Consider the following 16,578-nt stretch of genomic DNA (forward strand, 5'->3'; position numbering starts at 1 on the left):
AAATCAGACTTGTAATGACAACGACTAATCGTGTTAAGCTGTATGAAGAACTCCCAATAGTACAGGGAAGTTAGCGGTGTGAACAGAAGACTGCTTTAACTAAGCAGCAAAAAATCTGAACCAAAAATCCATATCCAAACCCAAAATTTCTCCTATTAAAGTTTTAGAAATGATATCCACATTACCCAATTCTCCTAACGTAGACTTGTCTCGAATTCGCCTAGAAATTCGACAATTACAGCCTCAGCTGGTGGCATGGCGCAGAAGCATACATGAACGTCCTGAACTTGCCTTTAAGGAAAAGTTGACTTCAGAATTTATTTCAGAAAAGTTAACAGAATGGGGAATTGAGCATCAAACTGGGATTGCACAGACAGGTATTGTTGCGATTATTAAAGGGGAAAAGTTAAGTTCCGAAACATCTGGAAAAGCGAAAGTTTTAGCGATTCGGGCGGATATGGATGCTTTGCCTATTAAAGAAGAAAATGAGGTGAGTTATCGATCGCAACATGAAGGCATTATGCACGCTTGCGGACATGATGGACACACCGCCATTGCATTAGGAACAGCTTATTTTCTTCACCAACATCGGCAAATTTTTACCGGAATAGTAAAAATTATTTTCCAACCCGCAGAAGAAGGGCCAGGTGGTGCAAAACCGATGATTGAAGCGGGAGTATTAAAAAATCCCGATGTTGATGCGATCGTTGGTTTACATTTGTGGAACGTGCTACCAATGGGGACAGTAGGTGTGCGGACAGGTGCATTAATGGCAGCTACCGAAGCATTTACTTGTACAATTTTTGGTAAAGGTGGACATGGGGCAATGCCTCATCAAACAGTTGATTCAATATTAGTTGCTGCCCAAATAGTTAATAATTTACAAACTATTGTATCCCGCAATGTTAACCCCATTGATTCAGCAGTTGTAACCATCGGAAAATTCCATGCTGGTACTGCATTTAATGTGATTGCAGATAAAGCGGAAATTGGGGGAACAGTGCGGTATTTTAATCCCGCAGTAGGTGAAATGATTCCCCAAAAATTGGAACAAATTATTGGCGGAATTTGCCAAACTTATGGCGCAAATTATAAACTAGATTACCGCAAACAATATCCAGCAACAATTAATGATGCAGGAATTGCAGAATTAGTTAGGTCTGTAGCAGTAAATGTGGTTGAAACTCCCGCAGGAATAGTACCAGAATGTCAAACAATGGGCGCAGAAGATATGTCTTACTTCCTGCAAGAAGTACCAGGTTGTTATTTCTTTTTAGGTTCTGCTAATCCCAGTTTAAATTTAGCTTTTCCGCATCATCACCCCCGGTTTGATTTTGATGAAACTGTGTTAGGAATGGGTGTCGAAATATTTGTGCGTTGTGTAGAAAAGTATTTTTTTGAAAATTGGTAATTGGTAATTGGTCATCGATCGTTGGTCATTAGTAAATAACAATTGAATCTTCTCAAATGACTAGTGACCAATGACCAATGACCAATGACCAATGACTAACTTGGTACTTTCATTCCTTTTTGTACGGCTGGACGTTGCTGCATTGCTTCCACCCAACGTTTAAGATTTGGGTGATTATCTAAAGTTAAGCCTTGAAATTCATAAATTGCTACCCAAGGATAAGTAGCAATATCTGCAATAGAGTAATCACCGCAGATAAATTCCTTATCTGCTAATTGTTGATCTAATACACTATAGAGGCGCAAGGTTTCTTTTTCGTAACGTTCGATCGCATAAGGTATTTTTTCTGGGGCAAACTTTTTAAAGTGGTTTAATTGACCAAACATTGGCCCGACACCACCCATTTGAAACATTAACCATTCCAAAACTTGAAAGCGATTTTTTTGATCAGTTGGTAACAATTTTCCGGTTTTTTCTGCCAAGTAAATTAGAATAGCCCCTGACTCGAACACAGTAATATTAGTTTCTCGATCTACAATGGCAGGAATTTTGCTGTTGGGATTAATTGCAATAAATTCCGGTGTAAATTGTTCTCCTTTGGTAATATCAATTTTATGCACATTGTAAGGAAGACCGACTTCTTCTAACATAACAGAAGCTTTGCGACCGTTGGGAGTTGTGAAGGTGTAAAGGTCAATCATATATTTTCCTGATGATTTGTCATTAGTGATTAGTCAGTTGTCATTTGTCATTGGTGAATAAATTTACCAATGACAAATGACAACTGACTAATATGGTAGTGTAGCGAAAAACTTGGTTAATAAAAATTAAATTTATCACAACTGTTGGTTTAGTCACTTTAATATTCTAAGGGTAATCTAATAGTAAATGTGCTACCTTTGCCTAATTCGCTTTGTAGCTGTATGCTACCTTTGTGGGATTGAATGATTGCTTTTGCGATCGCTAATCCTAATCCCGATCCGCCTGTATGACGAGAGCGATCGCTATTTATGCGGTAAAAGCGATCGAAAATTAGTGTTTGTTCAGCAGGTGGAATACCAATACCTGTATCTTGAATTTGAATTAAAGCTTGATTATCAATACTATCTAATATAACTGTGACTTGACCATCAGCCGGAGTATATTGAATAGCATTAATAATTAAGTTAGAAACTAAGCGATAAAGTTGTTCTTCATTACCCATAACATTGAGTGAATTATTGACTTGGATATCAGCAGTTAAATTCACTGATTTCGAGAGTGCTAAAGCAGCAAATTCTTCGACTAAATCGTTAACAATATCATCCAAACAACAAAGTTGAAATTGTCTTGGTGCAACTTGTTGTTCCAAACGAGCTAACAATAACAAATCAGCGACTAACTGAATCAGTCGTCGATTTTGCCGACCGATTGTTTCCAGGATATCTTGGAGTTCTTGTTCATCTAAGTTAGATATTGAATGGACTGATTCTATAGTTGCTTGTGTTGCCGCTAAAGGTGTGCGTAACTCATGAGCAGCATCGGCTGTAAATTGTTGGATTTGTTTGTATGATTGATAAATTGGTTGCATTGCTAACCCAGCTAACCACCAACTAGAAACAGCTACTAAAATCAAAGTAGTTGGCAATCCCAACTTCATAATCCATTTCACATTATTGAGGTAATCATTCAAATCTTTTAGACTTCGACCTACTTGGAAGTAACCCCAATCACGATTATCATGGGTATGCAAAGATATAGAAATTTGGTGATAAAAGTTGCCTTTGCTATCTTTAATAATTTGCCAGTTTTGCTTATTTAATATTAAAGGTAATCCCTCTGGATGAACACCAGCTATAGCAATTAATTGTCCTGAAGAATCAAAAAATCGGATATAATAATCGCCTTGATTAATAGCACTGAGAATGTGGCGAGAAGAACTTACTTGATCTGTCATGCAGCTAGATCCTGCTAAACAAAGATTTGGTAAAAGTTCCTCAACAATAGGTTCCAAACGTCCGGGTTGATTTAATTTTAATTCAATGCTGTCATGAAGCGTTCCGGCTACAGATTCTAATTCGCGATCGATCGCTACACGATGAGCATGAGCGATCGCTTCATACACACCAAATCCCGACAAACTTAAAATTATACCCATCACTCCAGCGTAAGACAAAGCCAAACGAGTACGAGTTCGATTAAATAGTTTATTTTGATTCATAGTTAACTCAAGTTCCTAATTTTAGATCCCCCATTATCCCCCTTAATAAGGGGGACTTTGAATTTGGTTCCCCCCTTGTTAAGGGGGGTTAGGGGGGATCGCACCGACAATATTTATAACTAACAAATTGCGTTAATTAGGATTAAAACGATACCCCATACCATGTAAAGTTTCAATCAAATCAGGACAACCGCTAGCAGCTAATTTGCGCCGCAACAAACGCACTTGCGCCGCCACAACATTACTAATTGGTTCTGCACTCATTTCCCACAACTGATTCCGAATCTGATCGGTACTCAGAACAAAATTAGGATGTTTCATAAAATATTCCAACAGTTGAAACTCCTTAGTAGTTAGAGAAATCACCTGCGCTTCATTCCTAGTATTTTGAAAACAAACAGTGCGAGTACTGTAATCTAAAGTTAGATTACCAACTGTCAGTTTTTGCGGTTGGAGTTGAGGCGATCGCCTTTGCAAAGCTCTTAACCGCGCCAAAAGTTCTGCCATTCCGAAAGGTTTCACCAAATAATCATCTGCGCCTGCATCCAACCCAGCAACTTTATCTTGCTCATGATCTTTAGCTGTAAGCATTAAAATTGGTAGGGGGTTGTGTTGCGATCGAACTTTTTTACACAACTCTAATCCTGAGATTCCTGGTAATAACCAATCGAAGATAGCCAGAGTATATTGTGTTTGTTCATCTGACAAATAGTTCCACGCTTCTATCCCATTTTGTACCCAATCAACCACATACTTTTCTTGGTGCAAAATTCGCTTAATAGCAGCACCTAAATCTAACTCATCTTCGACTAACAGAACTCTCATACAATCAGAATTTACCGATTAAAACTAAACCGTCCGTCTACCTTTTTCCCATCAATATCCGCAGTAATTTTTACATTATACTGACCCGGTGTAGTTTCAGAAAGTAGTGCTGCGTAGTGTTTTCCCTCAGCATCATAAGTGAGGGGAAGAGTTTTTTGGACTCCATCAGGTAACTGAACTTGAGCCACTACTTTAGCATTGGGAACAGTTTCGTGATTGTCACCTTTTTGCAAGTAAAAATCCAGATGAAAACCCTTACTTTCCTTCTCTGGGACAAACTCTAAATGATAAAGGCCAGATTCGACAACTTGACCACCTTTTAAAGGTGTTGCTGCATGACCAGAAGACTCAGTTTTAGTAGCATTAGCTGGTTGTGCAGTTGACTCAGGTGAACTCGCACTTGTTGGACTAATCTCTGGGCTTGTAGCTTGGTTATTATTACTACAAGCTCCTAATAAAATCAAACTTAAACTGCCCATAACTATTAACAAAAATTTGACAGATTTCATGGTTGTTGCTCCTAGAATAAAACAATTGAACCTTTTATACTTTCTTCTTCTTCGTGTTCTTCGTGTCTTCGTGGTTCAAAAAATCTTTTTTATGGAACCACGAAGACACGAAGGAAACAAAGGAAAGAGATAAGCTATTTCATCAGACTTTAATTTCATCCCTGATTATTACTTCATCCTCTTGCTGATTTCGTTTCGGGATTAATAATTTACCAAACTGAGAATAAAGTGCTGGAAGAACTAATAAAGTTAACGCTGTTGAAGTAAACAATCCACCCAATACAACTATTGAAAGCGGTTGTAAAATTTCTTTTCCCGCTCCTCCTTCAACTACTAAAGGTACTAAGCCCAAAGCTGAAGTTAAAGCGGTCATTAAAATAGCATTAAGCCGTTCCATTGAACCTTTAACTATTGCATCTTTAGCAGGCATTCCTTCGGCAAACTTGGTATTGTAGTTATCTACTAATAACAAACCATTGCGGGTAGCAACACCAAATAAGGTAACAAAGCCAACTAAAGAAGCTACAGAAATTACTCCTCCAGTTAAAGCTACAGAAACGATTCCTCCTACTAATCCGATCGGCAAATTAATCATAATCATTGCTGTTGAAGCAATAGATTTGACGGAGAGGTACATTAAGACGGTGATAAAGATAAATGCGATCGCACTAAACACCAAAATATTTTGTGAAGCTCGTTGTTCAGCTTCAAATTGACCTCCATACTGAATAAAGTAACCAAAAGGCACTTGAACATTTTGCTTAACTTTGGCTTGAATTTCATTCACAACCGATCGCAAATCTTTTCCTTTAGCATTCGCAGAAACGACAATTAATCGGGAAACATTTTCGCGGTTAATCGTGTTTGGGCCAGTTCCGTATTGCACCCTAGCGACTTGAGCCAAAGGAATTTTATTACCAGTAGGAGTATCAACTAACAAGTTTTGAATTGTTTCCAAATTATTTCGCGCTTCCGGCTTCAGCCACACAACTAAATCAAAGGTTTGTTGCCCTTCTAACACTTGAGAAACTACTTGTCCATTCAAAGAAGTTTCGATAATTTCTGATAATTCTCCCACATTTAAACCGTATCTGCCAGCAGCTTGGCGATCGAACTTTACTTGTATTTGTTGAATCGGAACTTGAGGTTCGAGTTGCAAATCTACAATTCCCTCAACTGTTTTCATTTGCTCTTCAACTTTGGCACCAATTTCTCGCAGTTTCTCTAAATCAGAACCAAATATTTTTACAGCAATTTGACTCCTAACACCCGATAAAACTTCATCCATACGGTGAGAAATAAACCCGCCGATATTGGGTACTACTCCGGGTAATTTGGCAAATTCTTCTCGCAGTAATTCTAAAGTTTTTGTCCGGTTTTTCATTCCCGCTTCACTAATACCCATATCGATGTGCGCTGAATTTACTCCCGCTGCATCGCTGTCTCCTGGGGCACGTCCAGAACGTACCTGAACATAATTAAAATTAGGGTTATTTTTTAGCGCATCTTCGATCGCAAATCCCGCACTATTTGTCGCCTCAAGAGATACGCCGGGATAGAGAAGTATGGTATTAACTAATGTTTGTTCTTGAAACTCAGGTAAGAACGATCGACCAAATGAAGGCAAAATAATTAATGCTGCTACCATTGCCGCACTAGCCAAAGTTAAAATGATGCCTGAATGACGCATCGAAAAATTTAAAAATAAACTATAAACTCGCTTGGCAAATCTCGGCAACCAAGGTTCTCTTGCTCTCATTCTTTTGCTAGGTAAAATGATGGCACACAAAGCTGGAGAAATCAGCAAAGATTCCAGACTAGAAATTACCACAACTACCAGATAAGTAATTCCCATTGGGGTAAAAATTCGACCTTCAACACCGGGCAAAGTAAAAATTGGTGAGAAGACGACAATGCCAATTACCGTAGCACCAATTAAAGAGTCGCGGACTTCATTGCTGCCATCAAAAATTACATCCATTATTGGGCGGGGATTAAGAGATAGTTTATTTTCTCTCAAGTTGCGGTAGGTGTTTTCAGCATAAACAATGGCATCATCAATGGCTGTACCAATTGCCACTGACAACCCTCCCAAAGTCATCGTATTTAACCCCAATCCCATCCAATACATGAATAACAATCCAAATAGCCAAGTCAGAAAAAAATCTAGCAAAACTACCGTAAGAGTTCGCCAATTCATCAAAAATGGAATCAGGATTACAGCAACAATAATGCTGCCTTCAACTAATGCCGATCGCACATTTTCAACCGAAGAATTAATATACTCTTCCTGACGAAACGTAACAGTAACTTTAATATCTTTGGGAAGAGATTGTTGCACTTCTTTCATTGCCGCTTCTACTGCCCTCGTCACAGTGGGAGTATCAGCATTAGGCTGTCTATTTACCAATACAATAACTGCTTTTTGACCATTTAAACTACCATCACCTCGCTTAATAGCTGCACCAATTTGCACATCTGCTACATCAGCAATGCGGACGGGCGTTCCCTGGCGCGAAGTAATGGCAGAATATTTCAAATCTTCTAATGCTTCAATTCGCCCAACTCCTCTGATTAAAGTTTCTTTATCAGGAGTGATTAAATAACCACCGGGAGCGTTAGAATTAGCCGCTTGTACTGCTTTGGTGACATCCTGCAACGACACATCAAAAGCTTTCAACTTTGCGGGATCAACTAATACTTGATATTGCCGGACATCGCCACCATAAGCTACTACTTGCGCTACACCGGGAACAGCTAAAAGGCGATTTGTTACTTGCCAATCAACGATGCGCCGCACTTCCATTAAAGGTGTAGTTTCGGAAGTAAAAGCATAAGTAAGAATGGTGCCAACAGGAGAGGTAGTTGGCGAAAGTTGCGGTGTTTTCACTGCTTTTGGCAGTTTGCTCATCGCTTGTTGCAATCGTTCTGTCACCAATTGCCGAGCTTGATAAATGTCGGTTCCCCAGTCAAAAATAACTTTAACAACCGAAAGCCCTACAGCTGAAGAGGAACGCACTGCTGTTACCCCTGGCGTTCCGTTAATTGCACTCTCAATGGGTAATGTCACCAGAGATTCGATTTCTTCGGGTGCGAGTCCGGGTGCTTCCGTCTGAATTTCCACTTGGGGAGGTGCAAAGGGCGGGAAGACATCCAGCTGCATTTGGGGAATGACGTAAATCGTCCACAGAGTAATGATAACGGTAGCGATAACGACTAGCCATCTGCGATCGATTACCCATCTGAGAATTGTGCTGAACATTTATCAGGTAATGGTGTCAGTACGGAGAATTCCTTTCTCAATCATTCACACAGCCGAATGAAATCAGGATGAAATTTATTGCTCCTGCCAATATTTTTTAGATAAAAGTACATCAGTTTCGATATCAAATATCCAACTCTCAGGAAAATCTGTTTGTTTATACTCTACTTCAACTTCCTCTAGCGCATCTTTATATACTTCTGAAAATATTTGTGCTAAATATGGTTTTAAGCTAGGAGAATCTTGCAATAAATTTTTAATTTGTCGTCTTTGTTCGAGAATTGTTAATTCCCAACCATTAAAATTTTCTTAGCTATTGACATTTATTAACCTCTCTAGTATTTGGTGTTCGCTACTATTTTCTCTATCATACAGAACGATCGCTCTCACCCTTCCCCAACACAGACAATTCACCTTTCTCATTATTGCTACTATAAACTATTCCATTAGATGTCGATGTTATCTGAGGTTTGGTTCTTCGACCTAACCAAAAAGCAGCAAATGCGATCGCACCACCCCCCGGAATCACCCACCAAAAAGGCGTAACATTGTTGATCTTCAATTCTAAATTCTTACTTGCAGAAACTTCCTCTTTACTTTTAACTTCTTCCTTTTGACTTTTAACTTTTGAGTTACCACCGCGCAAAGATTGAGCATAAAGTTGTGGCGCACGCTGAGTTACTAACAAATCTCCCTCAAATAAACCAGTTTTTACCTCCACCATATCCCCAGAAGTTTCACCTAAAGTAACTTCTACAGATTGAAAAGCATTACCATTCTGCACATAAACCAGTTTTTTATTATTCGCATCAACGATCGCTGAAACAGGAATCGCTAAAATAGGTTTTGCTGTTTGAGCTGTGAAAACTTCTAACTCAGCAAACATCCCCGTTTTTAACTCTTTGCTCAGATTTTCTAGTTCGATTTTCACAGGTAAAACTCGCGTTTCCCCTCCCACTACTGAGCCAATAACTGTTATTCTGCCGTTAAATGTGCGATTAGGTAAACTAGCGAATCTTGCCATTGCACGTTGACCTAATTTAACTTTATCTAAATCTTTTTCATAAATATTTGCAGTGGCAAAAACTTGACTATCATCTGCGATCGTCATCAGTTTACCACCCGCATCCTCAAAAGCCTGACCCAGCGTAGCCTCCCTATCCACCACCACACCAGAAATCCGCGCCGTCACCACCACCAAACCTTTCTCATTAGGGCGAGTTCCCAGTTGTTGCAACCTTGTTTGATAAGCAGTTTCACTCAACCCCAAGCGCGACTTAGCCACCTCAACCGCAGTTTGAGCCCGTTTCAGTTCCGCCTCCGCAGCCAAAACTTCCCGACGACTCATCGCTTTCACCAGTTGCGCCTCACCCTCTCGCAAATGCGCCTCCGACTCCAACATTGTGCGTCGAGGAATCGCCCCCGCACTTGCCAACTCTTTATCGCGCTGAAACTTTTCTTTCGCCACCCTAACTTCGGTGCTAGCTTGTTGAATATCAGCCGCAGCGATTTGACGCTGTTGCACTAAATTTTCTTGCGCCAGTTTCAAATCTGCTTGCGCTTTTTGCAAATCCCCTTGCGCCTCAACTTGTTTTTCCTGAGAGTTAACGCGCAGTTCCACCAAATCAGGCGCAGCTAAAACAGCTAAAGGTTGCCCTACTTTTACAAAAGCACCAGGCTCAACCAACAACTCAACAACTTTCGCCCCAGAAATCGGCGTAGTTACCTCAACTTTTTTGCTAGGTAAAGTTTCAATTTGCCCAGTGGTTTTAATGCTAACAGCTAACAGTTGTCGTTTCACTGGTTCTACTTTAATTGACAGCCGTTTTGCTGTTTCTGCGTCAACTTGAATCGTCTCAGAAGATTGCGTAGTTTCATTTCCACTTTGAAATTCATGTCCACCATGTCCAGCATGAGCTAAAACAACTGTCGGAGTGGTTAGTACCAGCAGACTCAAAAGCGGTGCATAAAATTGAGAACGATTAGCTCGGCGCATCATGGGGAATGTCTTGAGTACAAGGGAGCAACTGAAGTTTAAGTTTTTCACATAAAAATGAAACCAAGATGAAATTTTTCTCTAGCGTTCTATCTAACATTGCATTGTCTGTAGAGCATTTACTATTTTACTTACATCCGCTGCATAAAAACCTGCTGAATTAATGCAATTTATTTCCACAATCTTATAGCCTTCGTGAGTTAAAGCAATATCAAATACGAAAGCCCTTGAAGGTTGCCAAACTGCAATCATTCGCAAGGCAAATTCGTAAGCATCAGGCTCAATATTTGTATCCAAACATAAGTTTTCTTGAATAACCCATAACATCGTAAAGTTCCTGTTTACTTAAATATTTTAATTAAATTCTAGTTTATTATGGTTTTTGCTGATTTTGCTTGATGGAAGCAACGGAGATGCGATCGCACAATGGCACAATTAGAGATAAGTATGGTTTTGCGATCGTATTCTAGCTTTACTCAAACTCAGTACCTCGATCTCTGGGTATTTGTCTTGTCAGATGCAGTTAAGTATTTTTGCTCGACATTTTTTAGATATTTTTGCCTTTCCTGATTATATAATTTGAAATCTGAAATCATATAAAATATATCCACCCGTAGATAGTTACCAACTATGAAAAAAACTACTGCCTTTTTTGCAGGCTTGGCTTTATTCCTGTCAGCCTGCACTCAAACTAACTCAAACACACAAACAAGTTCAATTTCTCAAGGCATTCCTATAGGAGTTGCCTTAGCCCAAACAAGTAACGTCGCCCTTTTAGGACAAGAAGGCATTCAAGGTGCCAAAATAGCTGAGAAATATTTTAACGACAAAGGTGGCGTTGATGGTACTCCAATTAAACTAATAGTACAAGACACTGGTGGCGATGAAACAGGGGCGATAAACGCTTTTCAAATTCTGATTAATCAGAATAAAGTTGTCGGCATTGTCGGGCCAACTTTATCCCAACAAGCCTTTAGTGCTGACCCTGTTGCTGAACGGGCAAAAGTTCCAGTACTTGCTGCTTCTAATACTGCCAAAGGTATTCCTGAAATTGGTGATTATGTTGCCCGTGTTTCTGCCCCAGTTTCTATTGTCGCCCCCAATTCCATTAACACTGCTTTGAAGCTAAATCCTAATATCAAAAAAGTAGCGGTTTTCTACGCTCAAAATGATGCCTTTAACAAATCTGAAACCGAAATTTTTCAAAAAACCTTAAAGGATAAAGGTTTAGACATTGTTACTGTGCAAAAGTTTCTCACAACTGATACTGACTTTCAAGCCCAAGCAACTAACGCCATTAACTTAAAACCAGACTTAATTGTTATTTCTGGTTTAGCTGCCGATGGCGGAAATTTAGTGCGTCAATTGCGAGAGTTGGGTTACAAAGGCATTATTATTGGCGGAAATGGTTTCAATACTTCTAATATTTTCGCCGTATGTAAAGCAAGTTGTAATGGTGTATTAGTCGCCCAAGCTTACAGCCCGCAACATTCCAACGCAGTTAATCAAGCTTTTCGTGCAGCTTATCTGCAACAATATAAAAAAGAACCACCCCAATTTAGCGCCCAAGCTTTTGCAGCTGTGCAAGTGTTTGTAGAAGCCCTTAAAGCTGTGGATAAAAGAAGTGATATTGCCAAAATGTCCTTGGATAAATTACGTACTGAGTTGAACAAAGAATTACTGACTCGCAAGTACGATACTCCCTTGGGTGAAATTGCTTTTACACCTGTTGGTGATGTGATTCAGAAAGATTTTTACGTTGCACAATTGCAAGTTGATGCTAATGGTAATAATGGCAAATTCGCTTCTGTGCCAAAATAGTTCTTGGTCATTGGTAATTGAGTAAAACTTAACCAATGACCAATGACCAATAACCAATGACTAATTAACAACATGAACTTAACCCTATTTATTCAACAATTACTTAACGGTTTATCCATTGGCAGCATCTATGCAATTTTTGCCTTGGGATATACGTTAATTTTCTCTATTTTAGGCATCATTAATTTTGCTCACGGGGCAATTTTTACCCTTGGTGCATACTTAACTTATGCTTTGATGGGAGAAGCTTTTGGTTTTAATGGTTTGTTAGCTAATGCTGCATTACCAATTAAATTACCCTTTCCTTTGGCATTAATTTTAGGTAGCATCATCGCAGGTTTAGTGGGAGTTGCTATTGAAAGAATCGCTTTTCGTCCTTTACGCCGTAGAGGGGCCGATCCACTTTTAACAGTAGTTTCTAGCTTAGGTGTAGCCTTAATAGTTGTCAATTTAATTCAGTATTTAGTAGGTGCAGAAAACTACACTTTTCCGGGAAATACTTTTGGTAATTTACCTGCCTCTATTAACTTTGGTTCTGGGGAAAACCCTATTCCTATTCGCACAGTACAAATCGTAATTTTTCTGGTTTCTGTGCTAGTTTTAGCAATTCTCACTTACTTTATTAATTACACGAAATACGGTAAAGCAATGCGGGCTGTGGCAGAAGATCCAACTACTGCTAGTTTGTTAGGAATTAACACCGATGGTTTTATCGTTCTCACGTTTTTTATTAGTAGTTTCCTCGCTGGAGTAGCTGGAACTTTAGTCGGTTCTAGTGTAAGTATTGCAGGGCCTTATTTTGGCATTGCTTTCGGTTTAAAAGGTTTGGCGGTGATTGTTTTAGGCGGTTTAGGTAGCATTCCCGGTGCAGTTTTAGGAGGTCTATTAATTGGGGTAGTAGAAGCATTTGTTCCTGGGCAATATTCTGCTTATAAAGATGCGGTGGCTTTTGGTATATTATTTATTATGCTGCTAGTTAGACCCCAAGGTTTATTAGGGAGACGTTTAATTCAAAAGGTTTAATTAATAATGGCTGAATTTTTGAACACTTATGGCCCTTTAATTGTTTCGATGGTACTAGGTGCATTACTAGGTCTATCGCTTTATTTACCATTAATGACAGGGCAATTGTCTTTAGCTAGTCCCGGTTTTTATGCGTTAGGTGGATATATCGCCGCTATTTTATCGACGCAAGTTTTCCCCACTAATGAAGGTTCATTCCCCATCCCTTTGTTGTTATTGGAAATGCTAATTGCTGCAATAGTTTCTGGCATATTGGGCGTTTTAGTAGGAATTCCTGCATTGCGACTTAGGGGAATATATTTAGCACTGGCGACTATTGCTTTTGTAGAAATATTGCGGGTTTTATCGCTGAATTTAGAAATTACAGGTGGCGCAGTGGGAATTTTTGGTATTCCGCAACCTTTTGCTTCTCCCATTGAGTATTTATGGGTTGCGTTGCCTTTACTTTTAATTAGTATGTTCTTATTATATCGCTTGGAAATTATCCGATTTGGTCGGGCATTTGTGGCAATTCGAGAAGATGAATTAGCTGCTGGTGCAATGGGAATTAATCCTACTTATTATAAAGTTTTAGCTTTTACTTTAGGGTCAATTTTAGCTGGAGTTGCTGGAGCATTAAGTGCTCATTTTTTGAATACTTGGAATGCGAGACAAGGGACTTTTGATGCTAGTATTATTTACTTAACTTCGGTGTTAATTGGTGGTAGTAGAACTTTTGTTGGCCCAGTGTTAGGAGGTATGGTATTTACTGCTTTACCAGAAATTTTACGGGCTGTTGCAGAGACTCCAGGTTTACCAATTTGGTTGGCGCAATTATTACGAGATGGGCGCTTAATTGTTTTCGGTGTGTTAATCGTTTTGGGAACAATCTTTTTCCCTCAAGGTTTAGTAACTCCCGATTTATTGAAGAAAATTAAACGACAGGAACAGTAGTCATTGGTTAATGATTTGATAATTAACTAATAACCAATGACTAATGACAAAAACCTATTTTGCTTGGGGCAATTTATAACCAGCTTTTTCTGCTGAGGCAACATCTTTAAAACAGATAGTTGCTTTCACTTTTTTATAATCTGGGTAGGTAGTTGTGTGGTAAATTTTACCGCGTTTTGTAGTATCTACACCTTTAATTGGTGCATCACTAGGACAGTCAGTTCCTTTTGGCGAAACGCCTGCGGTAGTGGCAGTTGTATTTGCTGCGGGAGTTGCTGCGGGAGTTACTGCGGGAGTATTTGTAGTAGCAGGTGTTTGACTAGCAGGAGTAGTCTCAGCAGCTTTTTCATTTCCTTGTCCACACGCTGTAAGTGCTAAAACTCCTAATAATACCAAAGATGCTGTCAGTTTTTGATGATTGGATGAAAATTTCATGGTTATTTCTCCAGATTTTTAAAATGCAGTCAACAAACAATACTACAGCATAAGAATTACTCAGCAGAATTAATTAGAAAATTTTAAGGAGGTGCATTTGACGATCGAGTGCATCATTCCCAAGATATACTTAGGAGTTATGAGTCAACAAGTTTTATCGAAAGACAACTCAATTCTAGAAGCCAAAGGGTTAACTCGTCGCTTTGGTGGTTTAGTTGCGGTAAATAATGTTTCTTTTTCTGTGCAAAAACATGAAATATTTGGTTTGATCGGCCCGAATGGTGCAGGAAAAACAACTTTGTTTAATTTGATTACCTGTTTATTACCGCCTTCTAGCGGACAATTAATCTATGAAGGTGAGAAAATTTCCCAACTTCGTCCCCACCAAGTTGCTAGTAAAGGTATTTCTCGCACTTTCCAAAATATTCGTTTGTTTGGTGAACTTTCGGCTTTGGAAAATGTGATGATTGGGCGACATATTCACAGCAGAAATATTCATCCTGTAGCTGCTTTAGTGTCGGGTATGTTGGCTTTACCTGTGGCTAATCAGCAAGAGAAAGAAACGAAACAAAAGGCTTTAGAATTGCTGGAAATGATGGGGTTGAACGATCGCACTAACGAAAAAGCCAAAAACTTCCCCTACGGCGATCAACGTCGCTTAGAAATTGCCCGCGCTTTAGCCTTAGAACCACAAATTTTATTGTTAGATGAACCCGCTGCTGGAATGAATCCTAATGAAAAACATCAACTGAGTGAATTTATTCGGGAAATTCGCGATCGCTTCAATTTAACTATCATTTTAATAGAACATCATGTTCCCCTAGTAATGGGTTTGTGTGACAGAATTGCTGTATTAGATTTCGGTCAATTAATTGCTTTAGGCGAACCTGCGGTGGTCAGAAATGACCCAGCTGTAATTGAAGCATATTTAGGAGATGATTAGAACTTTTAATTAATAGGTTTGAATTAATTATGTCTAGACTTTTAGAAATAAACAATCTTTCTGTTAACTATGGCGGTATTCAAGCTTTAAAAAATATTAATTTAGTTGTCAGTACAGGCGAAGTTGTCACTTTAATCGGCGCTAATGGTGCGGGAAAAAGCACAACATTAAAGGCAATCTCTCGGTTAGTTAATATTAAAAATGGCGAAATTATTTATGAAGGGCGTAATATTAACCGTCGCCAACCTCATGAAGTAGTCAAACTGGGAATCGCCCATTCGCCTGAAGGACGACGCATTTTAGCTAGACAAACTGTGCTAGATAACTTAGAGTTAGGTGCTTATATTCATAATGATAAAGCAGAAATTAAAGCAGATATTAAACATCAGTTTGAAATCTTTCCGCGTTTAGCAGAACGTCGCCAGCAATTAGCGGGGACTCTTAGCGGTGGAGAACAACAAATGTTAGCGATCGCACGCGCCCTAATGAGTCGTCCCAAATTATTATTATTAGATGAACCTAGTTTAGGACTTGCACCTGCCATTGTCCGGGAAATATTTACAATTATCCAAAATCTTCGTTCTACAGGTGTTACTATCCTGTTAGTTGAACAAAATGCCAATTTAGCTTTAGAAAATGCCGATCGCGGATACGTTTTAGAAGCTGGTTGTATTACCTTATCAGGAAAAGCTGCTGACTTACTCAAAGATGAACAAGTGAAAAAAGCTTACTTAGGCTAATACTTTTATAGTAGGAATCAGAAGATAAAAAATAGAAGCTAACATCTCTAATTTCCCACTCCTGACACCTACTATAACAAGGAATATAATACAGCGAATTAACTGTCCTAAAGCTCAGATTTACTATTCAATTTTTCCCACTGCTTTGCTAACCTCAGTCGGAGTTTCATATTCGCGATCGGGTAATTTTTCTAAAGTGGCACAAATTTTTTCATCCGCTCCTTTTTGCTGAGCGTGCTTGACTAAATCTTGCTTACTTGCAGGGTAATTAATTCCTTTCAAATCTTTCTGTAATTGCACAGGATTTACTTTAGCCATTGTCACTCTCCTGAAGTATTAAAGAAACTTTTAAACTTGCTTCTTTAGACTACCTCTGCGATCTTACTGACTCATCCTACTGGCGATACACCCATACATAGCATTTATCTTTCCAAAGGAATACAAAAACGCTCCAAGGGAAGAAGTGGGGAGGTGGGGAGG

Annotated in this window: 15 protein-coding genes and 1 pseudogene; 6 read left to right on the forward strand and 10 right to left on the reverse strand. The window is 39.1% G+C overall.

Translation table 11 applies throughout. The annotated features are described in order from the left end of the window. Positions 1–169 precede the first annotated feature (169 nt). Positions 170–1,411: a M20 family metallopeptidase gene (locus tag IQ264_RS18330; protein WP_193982245.1), complete on the forward strand. Its 1,242-nt coding sequence runs from the start codon at positions 170–172 to the stop codon at positions 1,409–1,411. A 95-nt stretch (positions 1,412–1,506) separates the two neighbouring features. Here IQ264_RS18330 and IQ264_RS18335 read toward each other — a convergent pair whose 3' ends face one another. From IQ264_RS18335 to IQ264_RS18370, 8 genes and pseudogenes are all read right to left on the reverse strand, one after another. Continuing rightward, positions 1,507–2,112: a glutathione S-transferase family protein gene (locus IQ264_RS18335; protein ID WP_193982246.1), complete on the reverse strand. Its 606-nt coding sequence runs from the start codon at positions 2,110–2,112 to the stop codon at positions 1,507–1,509. A gap of 158 nt (positions 2,113–2,270) precedes the next feature. Further along, positions 2,271–3,611: a two-component system sensor histidine kinase RppB gene (rppB, locus tag IQ264_RS18340; protein ID WP_193982247.1), complete on the reverse strand. Its 1,341-nt coding sequence runs from the start codon at positions 3,609–3,611 to the stop codon at positions 2,271–2,273. A 132-nt stretch (positions 3,612–3,743) separates the two neighbouring features. Further along, complete coding sequence (rppA, locus tag IQ264_RS18345) at positions 3,744–4,436, reverse strand: two-component system response regulator RppA (RefSeq protein ID WP_193982248.1); 693 nt, start codon at positions 4,434–4,436, stop codon at positions 3,744–3,746. Positions 4,437–4,447: 11 nt separating this feature from the next. Further along, positions 4,448–4,945, reverse strand: coding sequence for a hypothetical protein (locus IQ264_RS18350; protein WP_193982249.1), 498 nt, complete (start codon positions 4,943–4,945; stop codon positions 4,448–4,450). Positions 4,946–5,087: 142 nt separating this feature from the next. Further along, positions 5,088–8,207, reverse strand: coding sequence for an efflux RND transporter permease subunit (locus IQ264_RS18355; protein WP_193982250.1), 3,120 nt, complete (start codon positions 8,205–8,207; stop codon positions 5,088–5,090). Between the two features lie 75 nt (positions 8,208–8,282). After that, positions 8,283–8,501, reverse strand: a pseudogene (locus tag IQ264_RS33045) (DUF29 family protein); the annotation flags it as partial. 73 nt (positions 8,502–8,574) lie between these two features. Then, positions 8,575–10,206 carry an efflux RND transporter periplasmic adaptor subunit gene (locus IQ264_RS18365; RefSeq protein WP_193982251.1) on the reverse strand — a complete coding sequence of 544 codons (1,632 nt, stop codon included), beginning with the start codon at positions 10,204–10,206 and terminating at the stop codon, positions 8,575–8,577. A gap of 90 nt (positions 10,207–10,296) precedes the next feature. Then, positions 10,297–10,530, reverse strand: a complete 234-nt coding sequence (locus IQ264_RS18370; protein ID WP_193982252.1) for an ATP-grasp domain-containing protein — start codon at positions 10,528–10,530, stop codon at positions 10,297–10,299. A 303-nt stretch (positions 10,531–10,833) separates the two neighbouring features. Between IQ264_RS18370 and IQ264_RS18375 the strand changes: the two genes are divergently transcribed. From IQ264_RS18375 to IQ264_RS18385, 3 genes are all read left to right on the forward strand, one after another. After that, positions 10,834–12,024, forward strand: a complete 1,191-nt coding sequence (locus tag IQ264_RS18375; RefSeq protein WP_193982253.1) for an ABC transporter substrate-binding protein — start codon at positions 10,834–10,836, stop codon at positions 12,022–12,024. 72 nt (positions 12,025–12,096) lie between these two features. Then, positions 12,097–13,047: a branched-chain amino acid ABC transporter permease gene (locus IQ264_RS18380; protein ID WP_193982254.1), complete on the forward strand. Its 951-nt coding sequence runs from the start codon at positions 12,097–12,099 to the stop codon at positions 13,045–13,047. 6 nt (positions 13,048–13,053) lie between these two features. After that, positions 13,054–13,980, forward strand: a complete 927-nt coding sequence (locus IQ264_RS18385; protein WP_193982255.1) for a branched-chain amino acid ABC transporter permease — start codon at positions 13,054–13,056, stop codon at positions 13,978–13,980. Between the two features lie 54 nt (positions 13,981–14,034). Here IQ264_RS18385 and IQ264_RS18390 read toward each other — a convergent pair whose 3' ends face one another. Beyond that, positions 14,035–14,415 (reverse strand): hypothetical protein, encoded by a 381-nt coding sequence (locus tag IQ264_RS18390; protein ID WP_193982256.1) that lies wholly within the window; start codon positions 14,413–14,415, stop codon positions 14,035–14,037. A 139-nt stretch (positions 14,416–14,554) separates the two neighbouring features. Here IQ264_RS18390 and IQ264_RS18395 point away from each other — a divergent pair, with 139 nt between their 5' ends. After that, a complete protein-coding gene (locus IQ264_RS18395) occupies positions 14,555–15,358 on the forward strand; it encodes an ABC transporter ATP-binding protein (protein ID WP_193982257.1) in 804 nt (267 codons plus the stop codon). A 29-nt stretch (positions 15,359–15,387) separates the two neighbouring features. Next, complete coding sequence (locus IQ264_RS18400; protein WP_193982258.1) at positions 15,388–16,098, forward strand: ABC transporter ATP-binding protein; 711 nt, start codon at positions 15,388–15,390, stop codon at positions 16,096–16,098. Positions 16,099–16,221: 123 nt separating this feature from the next. Here IQ264_RS18400 and IQ264_RS18405 read toward each other — a convergent pair whose 3' ends face one another. Further along, complete coding sequence (locus tag IQ264_RS18405; RefSeq protein ID WP_193982259.1) at positions 16,222–16,416, reverse strand: DUF2795 domain-containing protein; 195 nt, start codon at positions 16,414–16,416, stop codon at positions 16,222–16,224. Positions 16,417–16,578: the final 162 nt, after the last annotated feature.

The sequence above is a fragment of the [Phormidium] sp. LEGE 05292 genome, assembly GCF_015207735.1.
Classification (GTDB): Bacteria; Cyanobacteriota; Cyanobacteriia; order Cyanobacteriales; family Aerosakkonemataceae; genus Floridanema.